The following is a 24,323-nucleotide window of genomic DNA, read 5'->3' on the forward strand; positions in this document are numbered from 1 at the left end:
TGCGCCGATAACGGCAAATCCGGAAAGCATGCATCGCCGCGACGACCGGTCCCCCGGCCCATCGCGACGATGCGGCAGCATCAGGCGCTGTAGTCGTACACCCCGCGCCCCGTCTTGCGCCCGAGCCGGCCAGCCGTCACCATCTCGCGCAGCAGCGGGCACGCGCGATACTTCGGATCGCCGAAGTCCTTCACGAACACGTCCATCACCGCGAGGCACACGTCGAGGCCGACGAGGTCGGCCAGCGCGAGCGGCCCGATCGGGTGGTTCGCGCCGAGCTTCATCCCCGCGTCGATCTCCTCGGCCGACGCGATGCCTTCGGCCAGCACGAAGAACGCCTCGTTGATCATCGGCACGAGAATCCGGTTCACGACGAAGCCCGGCGAGTTGCGCACGCCGATCGGCGACTTGTCGAAACGCTCGGTCAGCTCGCGCACCGCGGACGCGGTCGCTTCGCTCGTCTGCAGCCCGCGGATGATCTCGACGAGCGGCATCAGCGGCACCGGGTTGAAGAAGTGCATGCCGACGAAGCGTGCCGGATCGGCGAGCGGCGCCGCGAGCGCGGTGATCGAGATCGACGACGTGTTGGTCGCGATGATCGCGTCGGGCCGTGCGACGGCCTCGATCTGCTTCAGGATGCGACCCTTCAGCTCGACGTTCTCGGTCGCGGCTTCGATCACGATATCGACCGACGCGAGCTGCGCGTAGTCGGTCGACGTCGTGATGCGCGCCAGCGCCGCATCGCGTACGGCTGCGTCGAGCTTGCCCTTCGACACGAGCCGCTCGAGGCTGCTCTTCAGCGTCGCGACGCCCTTCTCGAGCGCGGCGTCGCTGACGTCGATCATCACGACGTTGAGTCCCGCAACGGCGGCGGTCTGCGCAATGCCGTTGCCCATGGTTCCGGCGCCCACGACGCCGACAATTTCGATTGCCATGACGATTCCTGTGGTCGGGTGCTGAGCGGTCGATTATCAGATGTTCTCGAAGATGGCCGCAATCCCCTGGCCGCCGCCGATACACATCGTCACGAGCGCGTAACGCCCGCCGATGCGCTTCAGTTCGTACAGCGCCTTGACCGTGATCAGCGCACCGGTCGCGCCGATCGGGTGACCGAGCGAGATGCCCGACCCGTTCGGGTTGACCTTCGCCGGATCGAGGCCGAGCTCCTGCGTGACCGCGCAGGCCTGGGCGGCGAACGCCTCGTTCGCCTCGATCACGTCGAGATCGGTGATCTTCAGGCCCGCGCGTTCGAGCGCCTTCTGCGTGGCCGGCACCGGGCCGATGCCCATGTATGCCGGATCGACCCCCGCGTGCGCATACGCGACGAGCCGGGCGAGCGGCTTCACGCCCTGCGCGCGCGCGGCGTCCGCGCTCATCATCAGCACGGCCGCGGCCGCATCGTTGATGCCCGATGCGTTGCCGGCCGTCACCGTGCCGTCCTCCTTCTTGAACACCGGGCGCAGCTTCGTGAAATCGTCCGCGCTCGCGTCGTGACGCACGTGCTCGTCGGTGTCGAACGCGACCTCGCCCTTCTTCGTGCGGATCGCGATCGGCAGGATCTGGTCCTTGAAGCGCCCTTCCGCGATCGCGCGCGCCGCGCGACGATGCGATTCCAGCGCCAGCGCATCCTGCGCGTCGCGCGAGATGCCGTACTTCGCCGCGACGTTCTCGGCGGTCACGCCCATGTGGATCGTCTGGAACGGGTCGTGCAGCGCGCCGAGCATCATGTCGACGAGCTTGCCGTCGCCCATGCGCTGGCCGAAGCGCGCGGCCGGCACCGTGTACGGCGCGCGGCTCATGTTTTCCGAGCCGCCGCCGATCGCGACGTCGGCGTCGCCGAGCATGATCGTCTGCGCGGCCGACACGATCGCCTGCAGGCCCGAGCCGCACAGGCGGTTCACGGTCAGCGCCGGCGTGTGCTGCGCGACGCCGCCGTCGATCGCCGCGACGCGCGCGATATACATGTCCTTCGGTTCGGTGTTCACGACGTGGCCGAACACGACATGCCCGACCGCATCGCCCGACACGTTCGCGCGCGACAGCACTTCGCGCACGACTTTCGCCCCGAGGTCGGTCGGCGAGAAATCCTTCAGGCTGCCGCCGAAATCACCGATCGCGGTACGGACACCGCTCACCACCACGACTTCTTTCGCTGCATTGCTCATCGTCTCACTCCGGTTCGTTCGCGCCCGCAGGCGCGGGGATACGTTGCGTTACATGTTCGGGTAATTCGGCCCGCCGCCGCCTTCCGGCGTGACCCATACGATGTTCTGCGTCGGGTCCTTGATGTCGCAGGTCTTGCAGTGCACGCAGTTCTGCGCGTTGATCACCAGCCGATCGCTGCCGTCGTCGTTCTTCACGAACTCGTACACGGCCGCCGGGCAGAAACGCCCCTCCGGCCCCGCGTACGTGCGCAGGTTCACGTTCACCGGTACGTTCGCATCCTTCAAGGTCAGGTGCGCCGGCTGGTTCTCTTCATGGTTCGTGTTCGAGATGAACACCGACGACAGCCGGTCGAACGTCAGCTTGCCGTCCGGCTTCGGATACTCGATCGGCGTGCACTGCGACGCCGGCTTCAGCATCTCGTGATCCGCATGCTTGTGGTGCAGCGTCCACGGCACGTTGCCGCCCATCAGTTTCTGCTCGATAAACACCATCGGCGTGCCGATGTAGAGCCCCTTTGCCATCCACTGCTTGAAGTTGCGCGCGCGGTACAGCTCGGTGTACAGCCACGACTGCTTGAACGCGTCTGGGTATGCATTCAGTTCGTCCGCCTGACGGCCGGCCTGCACCGCATCGAACGCCGCCTCGGCCGCCAGCATCCCGGTCTTGATCGCCGCGTGGCTGCCCTTGATCCGCGACGCGTTCAGGAAGCCCGCGTCGTCGCCGATCAGCGCGCCGCCCGGGAACACCGTCTTCGGCAGCGACAGCAGCCCGCCCGCCGTGATCGCGCGCGCGCCGTACGACACGCGCTTGCCGCCTTCCAGGAACGCGCGGATCGACGGATGCGTCTTGTAGCGCTGGAATTCCTCGAACGGCGACAGGTACGGGTTCGTGTAGCCCAGGCCCACCACGAAGCCGACCACGACCTGGTTGTTGTCCATGTGGTACAGGAACGAGCCGCCGTAGGTGTCGGACTTCAGCGGCCAGCCGGCCGTGTGGATCACGAGGCCCGGCTTGTGCTTGGCCGGATCGATTTCCCACAGCTCCTTGATGCCGATCCCGTACGCCTGCGGATCGGCGTTCGCGTCGAGCTTGAACTTCGAGATCAGCTGGCGGCCGAGGTGGCCGCGGCAGCCTTCGGCGAACAGCGTGTACTTCGCGTGCAGCTCCATGCCGAGCTGGAAGTTCTCGGTCGGCTCGCCGTCCTTGCCCACGCCCATGTTGCCGGTGGCGACGCCTTTCACGGAGCCGTCGTCGTTGTACAGGATCTCGGCGGCCGGGAAACCCGGGAAGATCTCGACGCCGAGCGCCTCGGCCTGCTGGCCCAGCCAGCGCGTGACGTTGCCCAGCGAAATCACGTAGTTGCCGTGGTTCTGGAAGTTGGCGGGCAGCGCCCAGTTCGGCGTGGTGACCGCGCTCTTCTCGGACAGGAACAGGAAGCGGTCTTCCGTCACCTCGACGTCGAGCGGCGCGCCGCGTTCCTTCCAGTCGGGGAACAGCTCGGTGATCGCGCGCGGGTCCATCACCGCGCCCGACAGGATGTGCGCGCCGATCTCGGAACCCTTCTCGAGCACGCACACGCCGATCTCGGTGCCTTTCTCGGCGGCCAGCTGCTTGAGCCGGATCGCCGCCGACAGCCCGGCGGGGCCGCCGCCGACGATCACGACGTCGTATTCCATCGATTCGCGCGGGCCGTATTGCGCGATCAGTTCATCTTTGGTCAAAGTTGAGTCTCCTCCTGCCGCAGTTCCCGATCAGAACTGGTCTTCCGTCAACGCGAGCACGCCCTCGTTGCCCTTCGTGCCGACGATCGACGCTTCGAGCGCGCCTGCCTGCACCAGCACCTGCTCCGCATAGAGCTGCGCGATCGCGATCTTCGCGTCGAAGAACGCCGGGTCGCTCGCGCGGTTCGCCTGCGCCGCCACCAGCGCGCGCGCCATCTGCCATCCGCACAGCACCACGCCCGCCAGCTTCAGGTACGGCACGCTGCCCGCGAACACCGCGTTCGGGTCCTGCTTCGCGTTCGCCAGCACGTAATCCACCACCGACGACAGCGCCTTCGCGCCCTTCTCCAGCTGCACCTTCATCGATGCGGCCGCCGCACCGTCCAGCTTGCCCAGCGCCTCGACCGTCCCGCCGATCTCCGCGATCAGCGCCTTCGCCACCGCACCGCCGTCGCGCAGCGTCTTGCGGCCCACCAGGTCGTTCGCCTGGATCGCCGTCGTGCCTTCGTAGATCGCCAGGATCCGCGCATCGCGGTAATACTGCGCCGCGCCCGTCTCCTCGATGAAGCCCATCCCGCCGTGCACCTGCACGCCCAGGCTCGCCACGTCGTTCACCATCTCCGTGCTCCAGCCCTTCACGACCGGCACCAGATACTCGTAGATTGCCTGATGACGCGCCCGCGTCGCCTCGTCCGAATGGCGGTGGGCAATGTCGCTGTGCGCCGCTGCCACGTAGGCCAGCGAGCGTGCGCCTTCGGTCAGCGCGCGCATCGTGCCGAGCATCCGGCGCACGTCCGGGTGATGGATGATCGTCACCGACTGCTTCGCCGACCCGTCCACCGGCCGGCTCTGCACACGCTCCTTCGCGAATGCCGCAGCCTTCTGGTACGCGCGGTCGGCCACGCCGATCCCCTGCATCCCGACGCCGAAGCGCGCCGCGTTCATCATGATGAACATGTATTCGAGGCCGCGATTCTCCTCGCCGACCAGGTAGCCGATCGCGCCGCCGTGATCGCCGTATTGCAGCACCGCCGTCGGGCTCGCCTTGATCCCGAGCTTGTGCTCGATCGACACGCAGTGCACGTCGTTGCGCGCGCCGAGGCTGCCGTCGTCGTTGACCAGGAACTTCGGCACGATGAACAGCGAAATCCCCTTCACGCCTTCCGGCGCGTTCGGCGTGCGCGCCAGCACGAGGTGGACGATGTTCTCGGCCATGTCGTGCTCGCCCCACGTGATGAAGATCTTGGTGCCGAACACCTTGTACGACCCGTCGCCCTGCGGCTCGGCGCGCGAGCGCACCAGCGCGAGATCCGAGCCCGCCTGCGGCTCGGTCAGGTTCATCGTGCCGGTCCATTCGCCCGAGATCAGCTTCGGCACGTAGCGCTGCTTCTGCTCGTCGGTGCCGGCCGTCAGCAGCGCCTCGATCGCGCCGTCGGTCAGCAGCGGACACAGCGCGAACGACAGGTTCGACGCGTTCAGCATCTCGATGCACGGCGTCGCGATCAGCTTCGGCAGCCCCTGGCCGTCGTATTCGGACGGGTGCTGCAGCCCCTGCCAGCCGCCTTCGACGAACTGGCGGAACGCTTCGCCGAAGCCCGGCGTCGCGGTCACGACACCGTCCTTCCAGCTGCTCGGATTGCGGTCGCCTTCGACGTTCAGCGGCGCCAGCACCTCGCCGCAGAATTTCGCGGACTCGTCGAGCACCGCCTGCGCGGTGTCGTAACCGGCGTCCTCGAAACCCGGCAGCTGCGCAACGGTGTCGATGCCCGCGAGTTCCTTCAGCACGAACAGCATGTCCTTGACGGGGGCGTTATAGCTCATGGTCGATGTTCCAAATCAGGCGGAAATTAGGGGTTCACCATGCGGTCCGATACGGCAAAATCGGCCAGCGAACGGCGATGTCCGGCAGATCGTAACGCCATGTTTCCGGATTCCCATTGTCATATTCGGCCCACCTGGTGACAAAATCGGCCACGGGATGCAACACGCTCAGTCCGGCTGCCCGTTGGGCCGGCGGGAAAAATAGTGCGCCGGCGAATCGCCGAGGGCCTTGCGAAACATCGCGATGAAGTTGCTGGGCGACGCATAGCCCAGCGCGTCCGACACCTCGGCGACCGGCCGGCCGCGCGCGAGCATGTCGAGACCGTGAGCGAGCCGCGCCTGCTGGCGCCACTGCGCGAAGCTCAGCCCCGTCTCCGCCACCATGAGCCGCCGCAGCGTCCGCGGCGACATCGTGCCGAACGCCGCCCACGCATCGAGCGTGCGCGGGCTGCCGGGCTCGTCGAGGACGGCCCGCGCCACGCGCGCAAGCCGGGGATCGCCCGGCATCGGCACATGCAGCGCCTCGCGCGGTGCGCGCCGGATCTCGTCATGGATCACCGCGGCCATCCGCTCGTGCTCGGGTGCCAGCGCCGCCTGCTTGTCCCAGTCGATCGCGCGATACGCCAGCGCCCGCAGCACCTCGCTGACGCCGATCACGCATGGCCGGACCGGCAAGCCCGCGCAGAACGCCGGCGAGGCCAGCAGCGCCCAGCCGCTCGGCGCGCCGCTGACCCGCACCCGGTGCGGCGCACCGGGCGGCACCCAGCCGGCGCGGCGCGGCGGCAGCAGCCACGCGCCATGCGGCGTATGCACATGAATCAATCCCGCCTCCACGCAGAGCACCTGACCGCGCGCATGCGTGTGCCAGTCGTACTCGCGCGTGCCAAGACGATAGGCGCTCGCCGGATCGTCGTTGCCGCGCAGCGCGATCAGCGCGGGGCCGTCCGGCCACTCGCTGAAATCGGGGAAGGTCGTCTCGGTCGCCGCGGCTTCTTTCATGTTGGCCAGTTTACGGCATTCGATGGCCATATGCCGTTATCGTGCGTGATCGCGATCACGGAACAATGTGCTCCGCACAGCGCCATTCGGCGCGATTTTCGGAGACGTTCAGATGCAGAAAATCCATGTCGCCATCGTCGGCGCGGGCCTGGGCGGCCTGTGCCTCGCCCAGGCGCTGAAACGCGCCGGCATCGCCTTCGACGTATACGAGCGCGATCCCGCGATCGACAGCCGCCAGCAGGGTTTCCGCGTCCGCATCGACGCAACGGGGCAGCGCGCGCTGGCCGCCAGCCTGCCCGCCGGGCCCTATGCGCTGCTTCGTGCGTCGGCTTCGCAGCGCACAGCCGGCACGCGGTTCCTGACGCCCCGGCTCACACCCGCCGCCGGGCGCGTGCCGGCCTGCTGGCAACCGGATCCGCCGGCATCGGAACCGGAAGACCTGGCCGACCTGAGCATCGACCGGCTGGCCCTGCGCGAGATCCTGATGGCGGGCATCGAGCACCATGTCCATTTCGCCCACGCGATCGACCACTACCAGGTGTTGCCCGACGGACGTGTGCAAGTGCTGTTCACACACGGCGATTGTGTCCATTGCGACGTATTGGTGGGCGCGGACGGCGTCAACTCGGCGATACGGTCGCAGCTTGCACCTGCCGCCGCGCCGGACGATACCGGCAGCATCTGCGTCTACGGCAAGACCCGGCTGCCGCAAGGCGACGAAACCGTGCTGCGCGGCGGAACCAGCGTGGTCTTTGCGGACGGCTGCGCCGCGGTCCTCGAGGACATGCGCTTCCGGGCCGACCTGCCCGCGCGCGCGGCGAGCACCGTGCCGCGCTGCCGGCTTTCGCCGCCGGACGACTACTTCTACTGGGCGCTGATCGGGCCGCGCAGTCGTTTCGGGCTGGACAGCCTGTCCGCAGTCGCGCCCCGCTTGCCGGCCGCGCTCGAGCAAGTCGCACGGCACTGGCACCCGGCCCTGCAGCGCCTGCTGTACGAAACGCCGCCGTCCGCCGTCGCCGCGCTGCCCGTTCGCCGCGGGCGACCCGACGTACCGCTGCCCGCCGGGCCCGTCACGCTGCTCGGCGATGCGATCCATGCGATGAGCCCCGCGGGAGGCGCAGGCGCCAACACCGCGCTCAAGGGCGCCGGCGCGCTGGCCGCCCTCCTGGCCGAGCACACGGGAAGCGGTCGCGGCGTCCGGCATGCCGTCGCCCGTTACGCCGAACGGATGCGCGTGTGGGCAACCGACGCCGTGGCCGCATCGGACCGCGCGGCCGCACTGCTGTTTTCCTGAAGTTTTCCTGATGCAGGCCGGCTTTCGCGCTCGATCCGAAGTCCCCGTCGATCGACGGCCCGTTGCATCCCGATCGGAAACAAGGCGAGCGGCCGCCGCGACGCTACGTGCGCCGCCGATAAGTGCCCGGCGTGCTCCCCGTCCAGTGCCGGAACGCGCGATGGAACGCGCTCGGATCGTCGAAGCCGATGTCGGCGCCGATCGCCGCGATCGTGTCGGGCGTGTCGGTCAGCCGCTGGATCGCGATGTCGCGCCGCAGTTCGTCCTTGAGCACCTGGAACGTCGTCCCTTCGGCGGCCAGGTGGCGGCTCAACGTGCGCACCGAGCAATGCAGGCTCGCGGCGGCTTCCTCGATCGTCGACAGGTCGGGCAACGCGGCCGACAGGTACTGCCGCACGCGATGGCACACGAGCTGTTCGCTGAACGACTCGAAGATCCAGTCGCCGGGCGCGCGCGCGAGGAACTTGCGCAGGTTGCGCTTGCTCTGCCGGATCGGCGCGTCGAGGTAGTCCGCGCTGAAGCGCATCAGCGTGCGCTCGCAGTCGAACGCCACGGAGCCGGTAAAGAAATACAGGTGGTCGACCGCATGGCGCGGCCGCGGGCACGCGAACTCGATCTGCAGCAGCGGGATCTTCTGCCCGATCAGCCAGGAGCACACGCCGTGCACGAGCTTGAGCATCAGTTCCTGGCCGAGCGCGCCAAGCGGGCCGAGGGCCGGATTCGGCCGGATCACGACCTGGCCGATCAGGCCATCGCGCTTCGATTCGACGAAGAAATCGTCGAGCAGGATATGGAAAAACTGCCCGAAACGATGCTGCGCCGTTTCGAGGTTGCGTGCGTCGAGCAGGCTCAGGCACAGGTACTTCAGCGTGCCGCCGCGCAGCGGGCGCGAGAAGATGCCGGGCATCTCGTCGTCGAGGTCGATCGCGAGCGTGCGGTACAGCGTCGAGAACTGCTCTTCCGTCACGCGCGCATGCGGTTCGCCGAGCAGCTCGATCGGGATGCCGGCCCCGCGCAGGTAGCGCTCGACCCCGTCGCGCTGCACGCCCGCGCTCGCGAGAAAGCCGTTGACGAGCGAGATCGGCACCGTCGCGCTCGGCGACGCCAACGGTCGGTCAGGCTGGGGGGAACTGGAATCTGGGCCGGTCATGGCGTACGCGTCCAACGAACCGCCGGCATTGTACTTGACCCGGCGCCGGCGGACGGCGCTCGCCACCCCGGCGCCGCGCTGCCGCCCCCGCATCAGTCCGCGTGGCTGAGTTCCCGGCGCAGGATCTTGCCGACGGTCGACTTCGGCAGGCGGTCGACGAAGCGGATCAGCTTCGGCACCTTGTAGGCCGCGAGGCTCGCGCGGCAATGCGCGATCAGGTCCGCCTCGGTGATGACGGCATCCTCCGCCGCGACGACGAACAGCTTGACGGCCTCGCCCGTGCGCGCGTCCGGCACGCCGATGCACGCGCATTCGGCGACGCCCGGCATCGCGGTCGCGACGGCCTCCACCTCGTTCGGGTACACGTTGAAGCCCGACACGATGATCATGTCCTTCTTGCGGTCAACGATCCTCAGGAAGCCCTGGTCGTCGAACACACCGACGTCACCCGTGCGGAAATAGCCGTCGGCCGTGAACGCGGCCGCGTTCGCTTCCGGTTTCCGCCAGTAGCCGCTCATCACCTGCGGCCCCTTCACGCAGATTTCACCGGCTTCGCCGATCGCGACTTCGCGATCCTGGTCGTCGAGCAGCTTCACGTCGGTCGACGGCAGCGGCAGGCCCGTGGTGCCCGTGAACGCGTCGATCGACTGCGGGTTGAACGACACCACCGGCGACGTTTCCGACAGCCCGTAGCCCTCGCGGATGAAGTTGCCCGTCACCGCCTTCCAGCGCGACGAGATCACGTCGATCACGGCCGCGCCGCCGCCGGCCGACAGCTTCAGCCGCGACCAGTCGACTTCCGCCAGGCGCGGATGGCCGGCGAGCCCCGCGTACAGCGTGTTCACGCCGACGAACACCGTCGGCCGCGCGGCCTTCAGCACGTCGATGAAGCCGTCCATGTCGCGCGGGTTCGCGACCAGCCAGTTCTGCGCGCCGATCACGAAGTAGGACAGGAAGTTCACCGTCAGCGCAAAGATGTGATACATCGGGATCGCCGTGACGACGACCTCCTCGCCCGGCCGCTGCGCATCGAACACGAACACGCCGAACTGCGCGATGTTCGCGACGAGGTTGCGATGCGACAGCGCGGCCCCCTTCGACAGGCCGGTCGTGCCGCCCGTGTACTGCAGCAGCAGCAGGTCCGCGCCGCCGAGCGGCACCGGCTCGCAGGCGAGCCGCTCGCCTGCGGCGAGCGCGTCCGCGAGCGCGATCGCGTCGCGCGGCAGCGCTTCGCGCACGGCGTCGGGCACGTCGACGACGCCGAGATCGCCGCGGCCCACGGTGAGCACGGTGCGGATGCGCGGCGTGTTGGCGATCACGTCCGCGAACGTGCGCGTCGAGCCGCCGCACACGACGATCGTCTCGACGCCCGCGTCGTTGAGCTGATGCTCGAGCTCGCGCGCCGTATAGAGCGGGTTCACGTTGACCTGGATCGCGCCGATCTTCGCGACCGCGACGAACGCGACCGGAAACGCGAGCACGTTGGGCAGCATCACGGCCACGCGATCGCCCTTGCGCACGCCCACGACCTGCTGCAGATAAGCGGCCAGCGCCGTCGACAGGCGGTCGACGTCGGCATAGGTGAGCGTGCGGCCGTACGCATGGAACGCCGGACGATCGGCGAAACGGCGCATCGCGTCGTCCAGCAGCGCATTCATCGAGGGATGGCGATCGGCGTCGATCTTGGCGGGGATCGAGCCGTACGACCCGGTCCAGTGTCTCTTGATCATGTAGGTATCCTTGTGCGGCCGGCGCGCAGGCTTCGCGCATCGCGGGAACCGCTCCCGGATCGATGCTGGCGCCGCTCGGTCGACGCCCCGTGCCGCTCGGGCGCGGGTCGTCTCACGAATGCCGACTATCGCTCGCCGGCCGTGCTTTGCAAATGATCGACGCGGCCGAAAAGATGATCGAAACGGACACGCAAGCAAGGCCATCGGAAGATCTTGCGCGACAAGACCGGTATTGCGGCCACGCTGGCCTTTCTGAACGAAGTCGCGTAGCCTCCGCGATTCTTCACTGCGAAAGCGCATCACCTCGATCTTCTTGCTCTATGTTGACGCTATATAAGTACGCGCTTGGCCCGATCCTGCTGGCTCAAGCACGTTGGTTACGCAAAACCGCGCTGCGCCTGCCCGAGGCCAACGGTCCCCGTAGAGGAAGCGAGGGCGCGGATGATGGTTCGACGGCGCCCCTGCGCATTCTGGTGGTCGGCGATTCTTCGGCGGCGGGCGTGGGCGTGGACGAACAGGAACATGCACTGGCGCAGCCGGTTGCACGGCTCCTGGCACGCGCCACGGGCCGACGGGTCGATTGGCAATTGATCGCGAAGTCCGGCGTCAATACGGACGAGGCGTTGAAGCTGTTGATGCGCAGCACGATCGGGCCAGCCGACTACCTCGTCACGGCGCTCGGCACGAACGACGTCACGTCCCAGCGCAAGCCGGGGCAATTCATCCGCGACTATATCGCGCTCGCGGATCATCTCGGACTGCGAACCGGCGCAGCCGGTATCGTCGTGACAGGATTGCCGCCGTTGCGCATCCTGCCGGCCGCACCGCATCCGCTGCGGTGGTACCTCGGCCGCTACGCCATTCGACTCGATCGGGCCTTGCGGCGCTGGGTCGACCTCCATCCCGCGCGACGTTACGTGTCGCTCGAGTGGGCCGCGAATCCATCCGAGATGGCAATCGACCGGTACCATCCCGGGCCGAATCAATATCGTCGATGGGCCGAACTGGTCACCGAGCAAATTCTGACGTTTCCGGCCCACGGGCGGCGGCCGGACTCAGGGTGAACCCGGTGGCGACCCGGCGCATTCGAGGGCAGAATCGCGTACCCGGAATCGGTATCGAATCGGACTCAGGACTCTCCCATGCTGCGCGACGCGCCGTTGAAACCGGCCAAGACACGGCCCCCCGGCGATCGGTCGCCCGACGCCGCGCTGCCCGCCATGCTGCGCGAGAAGTGCTTCTCGCCGTCCAAGCTCGCGGTCCTGCTGCAGGTCGCGTCGGACTTGGGGCTCGACGCCGGTGCGGTGCTGGCGGGGACCGATCTCGATCCCGCCGCGGTCGCCGATCCGTTCACGCTCACGTCGCCGCTGCAGTTCCTCACGGCCGCGAGCAACGCGATCCGCGCCTACGGCAACCCGGATCTCGGCGTGCGGGTCGGCCACCGGCTGCACGTGTCGAGCTACGGGATGTACGGCTACGCGATGCTGTGCTCGGCATCGCTCGCGCACGCGTTCGAATCGGCCGTCAAATATCACCGGCTCGCGAACGGCATGCTCGCGATCCGCTGGGTCGTGCAAGACGACTCGGTGTCGTGGCTGTTTCCCGATCGGGAAACCATGCCGCTGCCCTGTCTCGACGAGCCGCTGTACCGCTTCCTGATCGACATGCAGTTCGCGCTGCACGTGACGATCATCAAGGACGTGATGGGTGCGTGGTGCGTGCCGGCGCGCGCGCAGTTCGGGCAGCCGCAGCCGGCGCACGCTGCGCTGCTGGGCGATGCGCTCGAATGCCCGATCGCGTTCGACCAGCCGCATCATGTGCTCAGCTACCCGGCCGCGTGGCTCACGCGCGCGCCGCAGCTCGCGAATCCGATTACCGCCGCGCAGGTGTCGTCGCACTGCGCGAGCCTGCTCGACGAATTGCGCAGCCAGGCCGGCGTCACGCGGCGCGTGTACCAGGAGCTCACGCGCACGCCCGGACAATTCCCCGACATCGACGCGATCGCGGCGATCCTGTGCATCACGTCGCGCACGCTGCGCCGCAAGCTCGAAGCCGAAGGCACCTCGTACAGCGAACTGCTGGCGAGCGTGCGCAAGGCGCTCGCGATCGACTATCTCGGCACGACCACGCTCAGCACCGAGGACATCGCATCGACGCTCGGCTTCAGCGACGCGGTGGGGTTCCGCCACGCGTTCAAGCGCTGGACCGGCATGACGCCGAGCGAGGTGCGGCGCAACAAGCGCGGCGGTTGAGCGCGGAAGGCGACGGCGCTCAGCGCCCGTCGCCGGTTGCAGGCGCGGCCACGGCCAGCGCGAACTCGAACACCGCGCCCCGCCCGGGCCGGTCGACCAGCCGGATACTGCTGCCGTTGAGCGCCAGCATCCGGTGCACGATCAGCAACCCGAGCCCGCCGCTCGTCACCGCGCCGCCGCTCATCGGCCGCTGCGGCCGCTGGAACAACCCTTCGCGCCGCGCCGCCGGAATCCCTTCCCCGGTATCGGCCACGGTCACGAGCACGCGGTCGCCGCGCGGCTCCAGCGCGACCTCGACCTCGCCGTGCGCCGGCGTGTGCCGCAGCGCGTTGTCGAGCAGGTTGGTCAGCACGCGCTCGATCATCCCGAGATCGGCCGACACGACCGGCACCCGCGCCGGCATCCGCGCATGCAGCGCGACGCCGCGTGCCTGCGCGGTCAGCTCGAACTTCTGGAACACGTCCTGCACGAGATCGACGAGCGAGAACGGCTCGCGTTCGGCCTGCACGCCGCCCGATTCGAGGCGTGCGAGCTCGAACAGCGCCTGCGCGAGCCGCCCGACCTTCGCGCTTTGCGCGAGCGCGATCGACAGGTAGCGCCGCCGTTCGGTGTCGGCGAGCGTGTCGGCCTTCAGCGACAGCGTTTCCAGGTAGCCGTGCAGCGACGTCAGCGGCGTGCGCAGGTCGTGCGAGATGTTCGTGATCAGCTCGCGCCGCTGCTGGTCCTGGTGCGTGAGCGCGCGCCACTGGTCGCCGATCCGGTCGGCCATCTGCGCGAACGCGGATTCGAGCACGACGATGTCGTCGCCGCGCCGGCCCGGCCGCGAGCGCGGCACCGGCGGCTGCGTGTCGGGCGCGCCGTTCGCGTCGAAGCGGCGCATCGCGTCCGTCAGCCGGCGCAGCGGGCGCGTGATGAAGCTGAACGCGGTGAGGCCCGCGAGCAGGCCCAGCAGCGCGACGAGCGCCATCGACCACAGCGTCGTGCGCAGCACGTTGCCGGCGTCCACGCGCGCGGCCAGCCGGTCGTGCGCCTCGCCGAGCAGCACCACGTAGATGTAGCCCGACGGCGGCTGCCCCGCGCGCTGCAGCGGCGCGGCGCTGAAGACCTTGCGTACGTCGGGGCTGCGCGGGTCGTCGCCGAGAATCGGCAGCGCGTCGCCCGCGATGAAGCGCTGCACGGGGGCGAGATCGACGCGGTCGCGCTTCACGTGGCCGGGCGGCGCATCGTCGCCCTTGATGCGCCCCGCGTTGTCGAGCAGATAGACCTCGACGCTCGGGTTCACGCCCATCAACTGGCCGAACAGCGTGCGCACGGCGTCCGGGCGCAGCCCGTTCGCGTCCATCAGCGGCGTGATGTTCGCGATGTGCGCGGCGAGGTCGCGCGACAGCCCCTGCACGACTTCCTGTTCGCGCATGTCGTTCGCGCGGATCTGCAGCCACGCCGACGCGCCCGAGCACGCGAGCAGCAGCACCGAGAACACGAGCGACAGCCGCTGGGTGAGGGTGAGCTTCATCATCCGTCCCGCTGGCCCGGCGCGGCGAGCTTGTAGCCGCGGCCCCATACGGTGAGGATCCGCACGGGCTCCGCCGGATCGGCCTCGATCTTCGCGCGCAGCCGGTTGATGTGGGTGTTGACCGTGTGTTCGTAGCCTTCGTGCTGGTAGCCCCACACGGCATTGAGCAGGTCCATCCGCGAGAACACCTTGCCCGGGTGCCGCGCGAAGAAATACAGCAGGTCGAATTCGCGCGGCGTGAGGTCGATGCGCGCGCCGTCCACGCTCGCTTCGCGCGCGATCGGGTCGATCGCCAGCCCCGCGACGTCGAGCGTGCCCGCATCGATCCGCGAATCGCGCGCGAGCGCATCGACGCGGCGCAGCAGCGCCTTCACGCGCGCGACGAGTTCGAGCACCGAGAACGGCTTGGCCAGATAGTCGTCGGCGCCGAGCTCGAGGCCGAGGATCCGGTGCACCTCGCTCGAGCGCGCGCTCGTGATGATGATCGGCGTGTAGCGCGTCATCGCCCGCGCGCGCCGGCAGATTTCGAGGCCGTCGACGCCCGGCAGCATCAGGTCGAGGATCAGCGCATCCCAGCCGCCCTGCTCGAGCAGGCGCAGCCCTTCGGCGCCGTCCGCGCTGTGCACGACCTCGTAGCGCTCGTCGCGCAGGTGCAGGCTGAGCACGTCGGCGATGTCGGCGTCGTCCTCGACGATCAGGATGCGTTTCGGTTGGTCCTTCGGATGGTCCATGTCGGAGCGGCGCCGCACGCGGCGCGTCGGGGTCTCGGTCGGGGTCGGATGGCGGCGGATGCCGCGCTGCCGCCATTGTGCAAAATTTTGCGGCGGCAAGTGATCACGATTAGTTTAACTTTTAGCGTCACATGCGCTGTGAGCCAGTACCCGCAAGGTTTTCCGCTCCGGTCCTTGAAACGCAATCTTCCTTGCCCCGGTTCGAACACTAAATAGATAGGCGCTAGTGTTCCGTCCCAAAAATAACTTTACATGGAATTGTGTTGCTCTATGATCAAGCGAAATTAAGTGGAGGTGATCATGGCGCGCAAGAGAATCGAGGTGGTGATCTCGGAACTGGAGCGGGAGCAATTGCTGTCGATGAGCCGCTCGCGTTCGCTGCCTCATTCGCTGGTGCGCCGGGCAAAGATTGTCCTGATGGCGGCTGACGGCCGTACGAACCAGGAAATCGCGGCGCAATGTGAAGTAACGTCTCCTGCGATCACGCACTGGAAGAAGCGGTTTGTCGCGCATGGGCTCGCCGGTCTGCATGACGAAGCACGCCCGGGGCGACCGCGCGCGCATGACGATGAAGCCGTGGCGGAGTTGCTGGCGAAGGTACTGCATGAGAAGCCGGACGGGGCAACGCACTGGAGTGTGCGTTCTGCTGCTGCGCAAACGGGTATTTCGAAGAGTTCGGTGGCCCGGTATCTGTCGCTGTTCGGTGTCCAGCCTCATCGCTCGAAGAGCTTCAAGCTTTCGACTGATCCGTACTTCGTCGAAAAGGTGCGCAATATTGTCGGGCTGTATCTGAGCCCGCCGACCAACGCCTTGGTGCTGTGTGTCGACGAGAAGAGCCAGTGTCAGGCGCTCGAGCGTACGCAGCCGGTGTTGCCGATGGGGCTGGGCTACCTCGAAGGTGTGACGCACGACTATATACGGCATGGCACGACAACCTTGTTTGCAGCGCTCAATGCGGCGACTGGCGAAGTCATCACGCAATGCAAGCCGCGTCATCGACATCAGGAGTTTCTGGCGTTTTTGAATCACATTGATCAAGCGGTTCCGGAAAATCTTGACGTGCATCTGATCGTCGATAACTACGCAACACACAAGCACCCGAAGGTCAGGACATGGCTGGCGAAGCACCCGCGTTATCACATGCACTTCACGCCGACGTATTCAAGCTGGCTCAATCAGGTGGAGCGCTGGTTTGGCCTGATCACACAGCAGGCCATCCGGCGCGGCTCTTTCAAAAATGTGCGCCAGCTGATTGCCAGCATCGAGCGCTATGTTGAGCAGTACAACCAGCACAAACGTCCGTTCGTCTGGACGGCAACCGCCGATTCCATCCTTCAGAAAGTGGCTCGGCTATGCAAAGTTATTTCTGGGACGGAACATTAGGACATTTGAACGTCGACTCCGTTCAGATAACGGCCTTCCGTGCGCGGATCGACCGTTAATCGGGGGCGCCGCGACCGAGCGACTGAGGAAAGAGCTACAACCCCAATGATCCGAGACGATCGATGAAGTCGGTGGACCGGCCCCCCGCGAAAACCGGACACGGGGTAACGCATAAATTATGAGGTTGTCTTCTGCCTATGTTTAAACCTAACCACAACGTAGAACCGGTCGAGGTTCTGACCCAGCCGGAGCAGCGCCGCCGGCGTTCTGTCGAGGAGAAGCTCGCGATAGTGCGCGAGACGTTCGAGCCCGGCGCGACGATTTCCGGTGTTGCGCGTCGCCATCAGGTGAATGCCAACCAGGTCTTCGCCTGGCGCAAGCTCTATCAGGATGGAAGCCTGTCGGCCGTCAGTGCCGGCGAACAGATGGTCCCGGCATCGGACCTGGCCGAAGCGATGAAGCAGATTCGTGAACTCCAGCGGCTGCTGGGCAAAAAAACGATGGAAGTGGAAATTCTCCGCGAAGCAGTGAGTACGGTCGAGCAAAAAAATTGATTGCGCGCTCACCATTGCTGCCGGGGGACGACCGTTGAAGACGGTCTGTGAAGTCCTGGGTGTGTCGCGCGCGAATCTCGCGGTCAAGTCGAAGCGTCCTGCTGAGTGGGACGACCGGCGCAAGACGCCCGTTCTGGATGACATGCCGCTCGTCACCGAACTGCGAGAGCTGGTTGCCGACCTGCCCACGTACGGCTACCGGCGCGCATGGGCGTTGCTGTGGCGAAGCCGGGACGCGCTGCCTTCGACTGGAAATCAGCAATGAACCAGTTTGCTATTCTGTTCGGCGAGCGATTTACGCAGGCGCGCGGGTAACCTGTTGTTCAACCGCCTCGCCCACAAAAATGCGGACAGGTTCCCCGTCAAAAGTCCGCAGAGCAATGGGATGGCCGAGAGCTTCGTGAAGACGATGAAGCGTGATTACGTTTCGTGGATGCCCAAGCCCGACGCCAGACCGGCGCTGCAGAACTTGGCCATTGCGTTCGACCACTACAACGAATCGCATCCGCACAGCGCCTTGAAATACCGCTCGCCACGCGAGTTTCGCCAGCAAGCAAATTCTCCAACCCAAGCGTGACCGCGTGTCCGGTCATGCAGGGGCAAGTCCACCGTCAACTGGACATCTTGCCAGTAGCTTTGTTTGATCGTTTGCTCCCGCTCTCTACAGCGAACCGATTTTAGACGCCCCCATGTCTCGATTGGCGTGGTGCGGATGTTCGCGTCATCAAATGTCGCTGGCCAGCGGCTCAATCAGTTGAATGTCGCTCCAGGCTCCGACTCGACGCGGAGACCACTTTTTCAGCACCGTCCACGGCTCGATATGAATGCGGACGACTTTCGAGATGTTCGCATGAACCCGGAACCCGTTCAGATGTCCGATTTTCGACCCATCATAAGCTGACCGATGGCCGGAAATCCAGCGGCGGCGGCGATGGCTGCCACGGCGATCGCAAGCCCCGAGCGGCACTGTAGCACCCCATTCATCCACGCTCTCCGTCCGGTTGCAAACCACAACCGGACGGTCGACAGGCCGATCAACCTCAATTGCTAAAGATCAGACCGCGAGCGGCGCCATTGACGTAAATCCGGCCATATGTTCTCCAGTCGCCGGCCATTACCCCGGAGTCGCCGAACTGGTGCGCGTCATCGTTGAAGCGCGCCCACGTTGCACCACCGTCGTCGGAATGGTAAATGCCCCAGACTCCATTCAACGTGCCTTCTACGTAGACCGCGGCCGAGTACGGCGAACCGGTCCTTGCTTTGCCCAAGCCGATCACGGTAGCGCCCGGTGTGTCGTTGGTCGACGCAAAGACGCTGAGCTTCGTCCAGGTCGCCCCCGAGTCCACCGAGTGGTACACGGCCGTGCCGTCGGCCAGCCAGAGATCGCCCTCGACGTTCGGATTGACCGCCATCGACGTATCCCGCCACGAATTCCAGGCGAGGTTTGCATTCACCGAGCCCTGGCTCAGCGTGAACGTGTGGCCGCCGTCGTTCGAGACGTAGATCTTGCCGCGCTGCCAGCTCCACGGTGCGCCGCCGGAGTCGTAGGCATAGACCTTGTTCGGGTTCTTGCGGTCGGCGGCCAGGCGGTAGGCACGCGGGAAGCCGTTCCAAGTGGCACTGAATGCCGGCAGGTTGGTCGTCGTCCAACTGCCGCCATTGTTTGTCGTGTACGACGGCACCGAGTCCGGCGGTGCCCAAGTTACGTTGTTGCGGGACGGGACGACCAGGTTGCCGACGTTGCTCTGGCTTGCCGCTGCGCCGTTGGGCAGCGACGCAAACGTCGACCAGCTATTGCCGCTGTCGCCCGACCAGAAGCCCTTGGTGGCATGGCCGTTGGCGTTGTCGACGCCCGCGGCGGCGATATACGTCGGATCGGACCACGACATATCGGCCGAATTGCCGCTGCTCCACGTATTCAAGGGGCCTTTCGTCGGCCTCGTCGAGAGATCCGTATTGACCCACGTGCCGATGTCGCCGGCGCTGTTGATGAAGTTGTACGACGCACCGGGCGGCGCAGTGACGAGGGCCAGCGTCACGGTTTCCTCAAGGTTGTCGACCTTGGGGCTCCAGGTCGGCGTGGGCGACGAGGCATTCATGGTTTCACAGATGCCGCCGCCGTGGACGTGCATGATGTGGTCGCGGTTGGCCGGGTCGATGGTGACGCCCTCGACCCAGCCGGCGCAGCCACCCGCGGCAATGCCGGTATGCGGCATGCCGGCCTCGATTTCGCGCCACGTGCTGCCGCCGTCGTCGGATAGCTGGATGGTCTTGCTGGTGTCGCTCCAGCCGGTCATGCCCAGTGCGATGCGGGCGGACGAGCCCAGACCGGAGACGGACAGGCCGCCAAAGCCGTCGCTGCTGGAGCTGTTGAGCAGCGTCCAGTTGCTGTTGTTGCTGCCGCCGAACTTGTAGAGATAGCTCGGTCCGCCGATGCCCTGGCCGACGCCCGCGTTGAACACCACGTAAAAGGTGCCGTCGGAAGTGCGCACGACGTGCGGGATGTAGTAGCCGGACACCGTGGGCGGGACGGGCACCGGCGTCCACGAGAAGCCGCCGTTGGTGGACTTGTACAGGGTCGACGTCAGGCCCGCCGCGTTGGCGTAGTCCGGGGCGACGGTGGCCCACATGATCCAGGTCGGCTGGCCACTACCCTTGCCCGACGTATCGAAGATCACCTGTTCGACGCCGATCGGGGAGCCGCCGCCGCTGATCGTGGCGGAGGACAGACCCGTGACCTGCGCCCACGTGCGGCCCGAATCGCCACTCTTCCACAGGCCGGCCGTGCGCGATCCGTAGAACAGCGTCGAGGGATTGTTGGGGTCGACCTGCAGGCGCTCGCCGGTGGCCCGGCCGTTGTCGTTGCCGCCTACGGGGAACGGCAGGTCGTAGTGCGTCCAGGTGTTGCCACGGTCACTCGAGATGTAGATGCGGCCATTGTGACCCTGCGTCACGGTAATGCCGGTCATCATGTAGACGAGCTGGTCATTGTTCGGATCGAGCGCGAGGCTTTCGACGCCGTGGAAATCGCCCTCGCCTGCGCCGAAACCGATGCCGTCGGTGATGGGCGTCCACGTCGAGCTAGTCGCGTTCCAGCGGTACGCGCCACCGACGTCGGTACGTGCGTACAGCAGGCTCGCGTTGGCTGGATGGTAGATCAGGCCGGTGACATAGCCGCCGCCACCCCACTTGACGCTGGTCCAGCTGGCCGCCGGCAGGTTGCTGCCGCTGCCATTTCCGCCGATCTGACCACGATTGGCGGCTGCATTGGCACCCCCATTGGTCACGCCTGTCGTGCTATCGGATCCGCCACCACAGCCCCATAACGTACACGCCATCGCCGCAGCGGCAATCCATCGTTGAGAAAACACGGTCATCGGAGAAATCCTTAAAGGAAGAGGTCCATCGCAGGGCCCGCCGTCGGGCCCTGCATGATCAATTCGCCATGAGCGATGCAATCTGCGCAGCGCTGAGCGCGCCGCGATAGATACGGAAATCGTCGATCAAGCCGTTGAACGTGGCGTCGGCACTGTATTGCGATTTGCCCAGCCAGTTCTGCGTGGTACTGCCCAAGCGGAACGGCGCCTGGAACATCGCCGTGTTGGTACTGACGGGCGTGCCGTCCACGTACATCGTGCCGGTCGAACCCGATAGCGTGACGGCCACATGCACCCATCGCTTGCTCGGCAGCTCGGTGGGGGCGTCGATGATCTGTTCCGGAGGGCCGTCACCGGGGCCGTTGGCCGTCATGGCGAAGCGCATGCCAGCCCAGCCGTTGCGCAACCGTCCGCGCGGCGTGAACATCATGTAGCGGTGGAAGCCCGTGCCGAAGTCGAACAGGCGTGCCCACGTTTGCGAGCCGTTCCAGAACACCCAGCTGGCGATGGTGAAGTCCGACACATCGACCAGCAGATCGTCGGGCAAGGCCACATACGCGCCCGAGCCGTCGAGCGAGACCGCGCTGCCGCTGCGCCCCACTGCCCACGTTGCGCCGTTGAGCGTGCCATTGCGCCCGTTGCCCGAGCGATCGGCGGCCGTGATGCCGCCGCCTTCATCAAACGCGAGGTGCGCGAGCAGCTGCTGCGCCGTGATCACTTTCACTTCGTTGGAGAGCGCCGATTCGCCCGCAATCGTTTGCGCTATCACGACATAAAAATACGTGCCGGCACCGGCTGGCATATCGGTATAGGTCAGCAGATCGGTGATACCGCTCCGGATGGTGCTGTACGGTCCGCCGGCAATGGTGGCGCGCTTGACGTTGTAGCTGATGGCGTTGCTGCTGCCCCACCACGACAGCACCACCTTGCCCGCGCTGGCGTAGCCGGTCAGGCCGGTCGGCGTTGCGGCAGGGGTGCCGGGGTCGAGCGTGCAGGTAAGCGTGCCGTAGCCAAGCTGATCGAAGCCGCCACTGTTGGGGCCATAGTTGCCGCCGCCGCCTTCCGGCGCCACAAGCTCGGCAGCGCGCTTGGTGTAAGGCGCCGCCAGGCCTTTGCGGTTGATGTAATGGTTGGCCACCAGTGCCCAGCAGGGCCGCCCCAGGGCGTCGCCTTGCCCGCCGGCGGCGAACTGCGTCTGGATGACGCCGGCGCTGTTCTGGTACGTGACGAAAGGCATCGTGTAGAACGCGCCGTCTGCCTGCTTCAGGTTGGCCTTGGCCACGTATTCCGCGCCCGCCAGAAAGCGATTGTTGTCATAGCCATACAGGTCGATGCCCTGATTCCACGCCATCTCGCAAATGGCGCCCGTCAATGCAATGCCGAGCGTGCTGTGGCCCTGGTCCCGGCCGGCTTCCTGCCATTGCCCGAGGTTGCCGGGGTGCATGTAGTACACGGCTTGCCGGATACAGCCGTTGCTGCCGCCGGTCTTGAAATGGGTGACGGCCTCGTCGACAAGCTCGGCATCGTCACACAGCACGCCGATGGCCAGGATGCATGCGATGTTGGCCAGGCCCCAGTTGGCCCAGTAGTGCGTGTCCATCGCGGTGCCGATACGGGTCAGGAAAGCATGGCTGACCGGGTAGAACACCTTGCGCATCATCGCCTGGAATGCGGCGAGTCCAGCCGCGCTCCAGCCGCTGTAGCCGCGCATGATTTCGGCCGCGTTGGCAAACTCGTAGCCGTAGATGCCGGCGGCCAGCGCCACGTCGCTGCCGCCAAGCGTGGTCAGCGTCGCGGCCCACTGGTCCAGGTACTCGATGGCCTTGTCGGCGTATTGCTTGTCGTTCGACACCTTCCAGCGCAGCGCGTCGCCATAGGCGGCGGCGATGTCGTTGTAGAGGGCGCCGTAGTTCTGGCCATGCGTGGGATCATTGCCGCGATAGATGCCGACCTGCGGGTTCGGCTTGTTCGTCAGGCGCGTGTGACCGTTGGCGACGAGCACGTTCCAGCTATCGATCCACGGGGAAGCGTGCGCGCCGACTTTAGTGCGCATGCGCTCGAAATCCGCCTCGGTATGCAGCAAGCCAGGATGCGTGAAGGTGCGGGTTTGGGCAGTGCCTGCCGACGTCGCACCTGCGTCGATACCGCCAGAAGTCGGAGCAACTCCGGACGCCTGGGCGCTGTTGTTTGCCGATGTACGCTCACCGTCTGTAACCGCGTTACCTCCGTCACCGCCGCATCCGGCCAGAAGCGTTGCACCGAGCCCCATCACGAAATGGCGTCGTGCAATGTTCTCGATGTCGTCGAGTGGGACGATTTCCTCGAACAGCATCGTCGGTGCTCCCTTGTCTCGCATGTCTAGATCCCCAGCTTTTTAGCTATAGTCAGACAAAAATGTACTAACCGGTCCGTATTTATCAGAAACGGGTAGCATTCTAGCCAGTGTGATAGGGATCCAATCAAGCGGAAAATAATAAATTCACCAATGACATGCACTTGTCACATAAGCGTCCGGCGAACCCATCCCGTGGTTAAGCCGGTTCTGGCTTCCAGTTCTGGGGTAAGAGTTCGTCGAGCCGAGCTGCCGGATGCACCGGCAGCCGCGCAAGGACGTCCTTAAGGTAGACGTAGGGATCGTGGCCGTTCATCTTGGCCGACTGAACCAGGCTCATGACGGCGGCAGCGCGGCGGCCGGCTCGCAACGAGCCCGCGAACAGCCAGTTGTTTCGGCCGATGGCGATCGGACGGATCTGGTTTTCGCACCAGTTGTTATCGATCGGGACTTGCGGATCGTCGAGGTAACGCGTCAGCGCGGCCCATCGTCGTAGGCTGTAGTCGAGCGCCTTTGCGATCGCGGTACCTTCGCTTACGCGGCTCCTTTGTTCGATCATCCACGCATGCAGCGCATCGGCGATCGGTTGAGCACGTCGTTGCCGCATTTCCAGGCGAGATGGCGCGGCCAGTTGCTGCACTTCGCGCTCAATCTCGTAGAGCTGGCCGATGTGGTTCAAGGCGTCCTGCGCAATCTGGCTTTTGTTCGCGACATGCAGGTCGTAGAACTTGCGCCGTGCGTGCGCCATGCAGCCCAGTTCGGTGATGCCCTGTGCAAACAGCGCTTTGTAGCCCGTGAAGTCATCGCACACGAGTCCGCCCCGCCAATCATCGAGGAATGCCCTCGCATGCTCGCCTGATTGAATCGCCCCGGAAATGTAGGAGACTTTAACGCTGGGCTGTAACAGGAGCATTGAAGGATGGAAAGCGAAAGCAAAGCAAAGAAGCCGACCGGGGCGCGGTATTCTGAGGAGGTTCAGGAGCGCACCGTGCGGATGGTGTTCGATCACCTGGGCAGGCACCGGTGACTGGATCAGCGTCTCGCATTGCTGGCACACCCACTTGCCGCGCACGTGACGCTCGACGGTAAAGACGCCGGGCGTGTAATCCAGCTTCTCGCTGACGTCTTCACCGATCCGCTTGAGCTGACACCCGCACGCGCACGTAGTGGACGCCGGCTCGTGACGCACTTCCACGCGCGGCAGATTCGCCGGCAACGGCGCGCGGCGCGATTGCTTACGCGGCCGAGGGCACTGTCTGCTCACTTGACACCGGCCTGCTAATGGGTGTCCACCTACTCT

16 protein-coding genes and 2 pseudogenes are annotated in these 24,323 nt (G+C 66.0%); 5 read left to right on the forward strand and 13 right to left on the reverse strand.

Translation table 11 applies throughout. The annotated features are described in order from the left end of the window. Positions 1 to 80: 80 nt before the first annotated feature. From WT26_RS02095 to WT26_RS02115, 5 genes are all read right to left on the reverse strand, one after another. Positions 81 to 935, reverse strand: coding sequence for a 3-hydroxybutyryl-CoA dehydrogenase (locus tag WT26_RS02095; protein WP_069272072.1), 855 nt, complete (start codon positions 933 to 935; stop codon positions 81 to 83). A 36-nt stretch (positions 936 to 971) separates the two neighbouring features. Then, positions 972 to 2,165, reverse strand: a complete 1,194-nt coding sequence (bktB, locus tag WT26_RS02100) for a beta-ketothiolase BktB (protein WP_069272073.1) — start codon at positions 2,163 to 2,165, stop codon at positions 972 to 974. Between the two features lie 48 nt (positions 2,166 to 2,213). Beyond that, the gene (locus tag WT26_RS02105) at positions 2,214 to 3,887 is read right to left on the reverse strand and encodes an electron transfer flavoprotein-ubiquinone oxidoreductase (RefSeq protein ID WP_069272074.1); all 1,674 of its coding nucleotides are present in this window, start codon (positions 3,885 to 3,887) and stop codon (positions 2,214 to 2,216) included. Between the two features lie 30 nt (positions 3,888 to 3,917). Next, complete coding sequence (locus WT26_RS02110; protein ID WP_069272075.1) at positions 3,918 to 5,708, reverse strand: acyl-CoA dehydrogenase; 1,791 nt, start codon at positions 5,706 to 5,708, stop codon at positions 3,918 to 3,920. 168 nt (positions 5,709 to 5,876) lie between these two features. Beyond that, on the reverse strand, positions 5,877 to 6,707 hold the full coding sequence (locus WT26_RS02115; RefSeq protein ID WP_059592265.1) for an AraC family transcriptional regulator: 831 nt from the start codon (positions 6,705 to 6,707) through the stop codon (positions 5,877 to 5,879). Positions 6,708 to 6,819: 112 nt separating this feature from the next. Between WT26_RS02115 and WT26_RS02120 the strand changes: the two genes are divergently transcribed. After that, complete coding sequence (locus tag WT26_RS02120; RefSeq protein WP_069269601.1) at positions 6,820 to 8,001, forward strand: FAD-dependent oxidoreductase; 1,182 nt, start codon at positions 6,820 to 6,822, stop codon at positions 7,999 to 8,001. A gap of 103 nt (positions 8,002 to 8,104) precedes the next feature. On the opposite strand, the gene WT26_RS02125 is transcribed toward WT26_RS02120, so the two are convergent. Next, positions 8,105 to 9,244, reverse strand: coding sequence for an AraC family transcriptional regulator (locus WT26_RS02125; protein WP_069272076.1), 1,140 nt, complete (start codon positions 9,242 to 9,244; stop codon positions 8,105 to 8,107). Further along, complete coding sequence (locus tag WT26_RS02130; protein ID WP_069272077.1) at positions 9,244 to 10,881, reverse strand: AMP-binding protein; 1,638 nt, start codon at positions 10,879 to 10,881, stop codon at positions 9,244 to 9,246. The genes WT26_RS02125 and WT26_RS02130 overlap by 1 nt, the downstream gene beginning before the upstream one ends. A gap of 320 nt (positions 10,882 to 11,201) precedes the next feature. Between WT26_RS02130 and WT26_RS02135 the strand changes: the two genes are divergently transcribed. Both WT26_RS02135 and WT26_RS02140 read left to right on the forward strand, forming a co-directional pair. Beyond that, positions 11,202 to 11,945 carry an SGNH/GDSL hydrolase family protein gene (locus WT26_RS02135; protein WP_069269604.1) on the forward strand — a complete coding sequence of 248 codons (744 nt, stop codon included), beginning with the start codon at positions 11,202 to 11,204 and terminating at the stop codon, positions 11,943 to 11,945. Positions 11,946 to 12,023: 78 nt separating this feature from the next. Continuing rightward, complete coding sequence (locus tag WT26_RS02140) at positions 12,024 to 13,133, forward strand: AraC family transcriptional regulator (RefSeq protein WP_069272078.1); 1,110 nt, start codon at positions 12,024 to 12,026, stop codon at positions 13,131 to 13,133. Positions 13,134 to 13,152: 19 nt separating this feature from the next. Here WT26_RS02140 and WT26_RS02145 read toward each other — a convergent pair whose 3' ends face one another. Next, on the reverse strand, positions 13,153 to 14,646 hold the full coding sequence (locus WT26_RS02145; RefSeq protein ID WP_069272177.1) for a HAMP domain-containing sensor histidine kinase: 1,494 nt from the start codon (positions 14,644 to 14,646) through the stop codon (positions 13,153 to 13,155). Continuing rightward, positions 14,646 to 15,377: a response regulator transcription factor gene (locus tag WT26_RS02150; RefSeq protein ID WP_069272176.1), complete on the reverse strand. Its 732-nt coding sequence runs from the start codon at positions 15,375 to 15,377 to the stop codon at positions 14,646 to 14,648. The genes WT26_RS02145 and WT26_RS02150 overlap by 1 nt, the downstream gene beginning before the upstream one ends. Positions 15,378 to 15,677: 300 nt before the next feature. Here WT26_RS02150 and WT26_RS02155 point away from each other — a divergent pair, with 300 nt between their 5' ends. Beyond that, complete coding sequence (locus tag WT26_RS02155; RefSeq protein ID WP_069269717.1) at positions 15,678 to 16,760, forward strand: IS630 family transposase; 1,083 nt, start codon at positions 15,678 to 15,680, stop codon at positions 16,758 to 16,760. Between the two features lie 197 nt (positions 16,761 to 16,957). Continuing rightward, positions 16,958 to 17,891: pseudogene (locus WT26_RS35090) on the forward strand (transposase). Positions 17,892 to 18,038: 147 nt separating this feature from the next. Here the strand turns inward: WT26_RS35090 and WT26_RS37030 are convergent. The 4 genes and pseudogenes from WT26_RS37030 to tnpC all read right to left on the reverse strand — a co-directional run. Beyond that, positions 18,039 to 18,302: a hypothetical protein gene (locus WT26_RS37030; RefSeq protein WP_155123035.1), complete on the reverse strand. Its 264-nt coding sequence runs from the start codon at positions 18,300 to 18,302 to the stop codon at positions 18,039 to 18,041. A 52-nt stretch (positions 18,303 to 18,354) separates the two neighbouring features. Next, positions 18,355 to 20,691: a WD40/YVTN/BNR-like repeat-containing protein gene (locus WT26_RS02170; RefSeq protein ID WP_063801470.1), complete on the reverse strand. Its 2,337-nt coding sequence runs from the start codon at positions 20,689 to 20,691 to the stop codon at positions 18,355 to 18,357. 58 nt (positions 20,692 to 20,749) lie between these two features. Then, positions 20,750 to 23,023, reverse strand: coding sequence for a LamG-like jellyroll fold domain-containing protein (locus tag WT26_RS02175; RefSeq protein ID WP_069269606.1), 2,274 nt, complete (start codon positions 23,021 to 23,023; stop codon positions 20,750 to 20,752). A 199-nt stretch (positions 23,024 to 23,222) separates the two neighbouring features. Beyond that, positions 23,223 to 24,266, reverse strand: a pseudogene (gene tnpC, locus WT26_RS38295) (IS66 family transposase); the annotation flags it as partial. Between the last annotated feature and the right edge of the window lie 57 nt (positions 24,267 to 24,323).

It is taken from the genome of Burkholderia cepacia (genome assembly GCF_001718835.1).
GTDB classification, from domain to species: Bacteria; Pseudomonadota; Gammaproteobacteria; order Burkholderiales; family Burkholderiaceae; genus Burkholderia; species Burkholderia cepacia_F.

Coding starts and splice junctions, on each gene's coding strand:
- bktB (WP_069272073.1), bottom strand. CDS start 2,165: ATGAGCAATGCAGCGAAAGAAGTCGTGGTGGTGAGCGGTGTCCGTACC.
- WT26_RS02150 (WP_069272176.1), bottom strand. CDS start 15,377: ATGGACCATCCGAAGGACCAACCGAAACGCATCCTGATCGTCGAGGAC.
- WT26_RS02175 (WP_069269606.1), bottom strand. CDS start 23,023: ATGCTGTTCGAGGAAATCGTCCCACTCGACGACATCGAGAACATTGCA.
- WT26_RS02155 (WP_069269717.1), top strand. CDS start 15,678: ATGGCGCGCAAGAGAATCGAGGTGGTGATCTCGGAACTGGAGCGGGAG.
- WT26_RS02115 (WP_059592265.1), bottom strand. CDS start 6,707: ATGAAAGAAGCCGCGGCGACCGAGACGACCTTCCCCGATTTCAGCGAG.
- WT26_RS02125 (WP_069272076.1), bottom strand. CDS start 9,244: ATGCGGGGGCGGCAGCGCGGCGCCGGGGTGGCGAGCGCCGTCCGCCGG.
- WT26_RS02145 (WP_069272177.1), bottom strand. CDS start 14,646: ATGAAGCTCACCCTCACCCAGCGGCTGTCGCTCGTGTTCTCGGTGCTG.
- WT26_RS02135 (WP_069269604.1), top strand. CDS start 11,202: ATGTTGACGCTATATAAGTACGCGCTTGGCCCGATCCTGCTGGCTCAA.
- WT26_RS02110 (WP_069272075.1), bottom strand. CDS start 5,708: ATGAGCTATAACGCCCCCGTCAAGGACATGCTGTTCGTGCTGAAGGAA.
- WT26_RS02095 (WP_069272072.1), bottom strand. CDS start 935: ATGGCAATCGAAATTGTCGGCGTCGTGGGCGCCGGAACCATGGGCAAC.
- WT26_RS02170 (WP_063801470.1), bottom strand. CDS start 20,691: ATGACCGTGTTTTCTCAACGATGGATTGCCGCTGCGGCGATGGCGTGT.
- WT26_RS02140 (WP_069272078.1), top strand. CDS start 12,024: ATGCTGCGCGACGCGCCGTTGAAACCGGCCAAGACACGGCCCCCCGGC.
- WT26_RS02130 (WP_069272077.1), bottom strand. CDS start 10,881: ATGATCAAGAGACACTGGACCGGGTCGTACGGCTCGATCCCCGCCAAG.
- WT26_RS02120 (WP_069269601.1), top strand. CDS start 6,820: ATGCAGAAAATCCATGTCGCCATCGTCGGCGCGGGCCTGGGCGGCCTG.